The 1,567-nt window shown below is 72.5% G+C and carries 1 protein-coding gene; it reads left to right on the plus strand.

Features of this window, described 5'->3' with window-relative positions; translation table 11 throughout:
• A partial coding sequence (locus Plo01_RS39735) for a non-ribosomal peptide synthetase (RefSeq protein ID WP_203895980.1) occupies positions 1 to 1,567 on the plus strand: 1,567 nt, incomplete at both ends.

Consider the following 1,567-nt stretch of genomic DNA (forward strand, 5'->3'; position numbering starts at 1 on the left):
TCCGCGCCCCGCCCGCAGGGGGCACGACGGGGGCAACGTCCCGTTCATGATCTCTCCGGAGGTCTCCGAACGCCTCCGGCGGCTCGGCGCGGACGAGAACGCCTCGCTCTTCATGACGCTCCTGGCCGCCTTCGCCGTCCTGCTCGCCCGCCACACCGGGCAGCGGGACATCGTGGTCGGCACCCCCGCCGCCGAGCGGCCCCGGCCGGAGCTGGAGCCGCTGATCGGCTTCTTCCTCAACACCCTCGTGCTGCGCACCGACTGCTCCGGCGACCCCACCTTCCGGGAGCTGGTCGGCCGGGCCAGGACCACCGTGCTGGAGGCGTTCGCCAACTCCGAGGTGCCCTTCGAGGCGCTCGTGGAGGACCTGCAGCCGCGTCGCGACCTCGGCAGCACGCCGCTGGTCCAGGTGCTGTTCAGCCTGGAGGACGCGGAGCGGTCCGAGCTCCGCGTCGGCGAGCTGGACGCCGAGTGGGTGAGTTCGGGCACGACCACCGCCAAGTTCGACCTGTCGCTGTACGTCCAGCGCTTCCCCGGCCGGCTCGGCGGGATCTTCGAGTACCGCACCGATCTCTTCGACGCCGGTACGGTTTCGCGGCTGGCCGGGCACTTCGCCGCCCTCCTGTCCGCCGCCGTCGCCGATCCCGACCTGCCCGTCTCCGAGCTGCCCCTCCCGGCCGCTGATGTGGCGGCGGTGGAGGGGTGGAACGCGACGGGTGCGGCGGGGGCGTTCACGGCGGTGCCGGATGCGGTGGCGCGGCGGGTGGCCGCCTCGCCGGAGGCTCCTGCGGTGTGGGACGGCTCGTGGCTGACGTACGGCGAGTTCGGGGCGCGGGTGCGCGGGCTGGCGGCGGTGTTGCGTGAGCGGGGGGTGCGGCTGGGTGATGTGGTGGGGGTGTGCCTGCCGCGGGGCGCTGATCTGATCGTCGCGGTGCATGCGGTGATGGCGGCCGGTGGCGCGTATCTGCCGTTGGAGCCGGATCATCCCGATGAGCGGCTGGCGTTCATGGTGGGCGACGCCGGGGCCCGCATCGTGATCACCGAGGAGCCGGAGCGCTTCCCCGGGGTGACGGTGAGCCCGGCCGCGTCAGGGGAACCGGCCCCGCTGGAGGTCCGGATCCCGCCGAGTGCTCCGGCGTATCTGATCTACACCTCCGGTTCGACGGGGCGGCCGAAGGGGGTTTTGGTCTCGCACGAGGCGATCGCCAACCGGCTGGGCTGGATGGGTGAGGCCTTCCCGCTGACGGCTGGTGATCGGGTGGTGCACAAGACGCCGTTCACCTTCGATGTGTCGGTGTGGGAGCTGTTCTGGCCGCTGATGGAGGGCGCCGGGCTGGTGGTGGCGCCGCCCGGGGCGCATCGCGACACGGCCGCGCTGCTCCACCTGATGCGACGGGAGAACGTGTCGATGGCGCACTTCGTGCCGTCGATGCTGGACGCGGTCATGGAAGTGCCGGATCTGGCGGTGCCGTCGTTGCGGCGGGTGGTGTGCTCGGGTGAGGCGCTGCCGTCTGCTCTGGTGGCCCGGGTGCACGCGGCCTGGCCCGGGGTGGAGGTGCACAATCTG

The organism is Planobispora longispora (assembly GCF_016863135.1).
GTDB classification, from domain to species: domain Bacteria; phylum Actinomycetota; class Actinomycetes; order Streptosporangiales; family Streptosporangiaceae; genus Planobispora; species Planobispora longispora.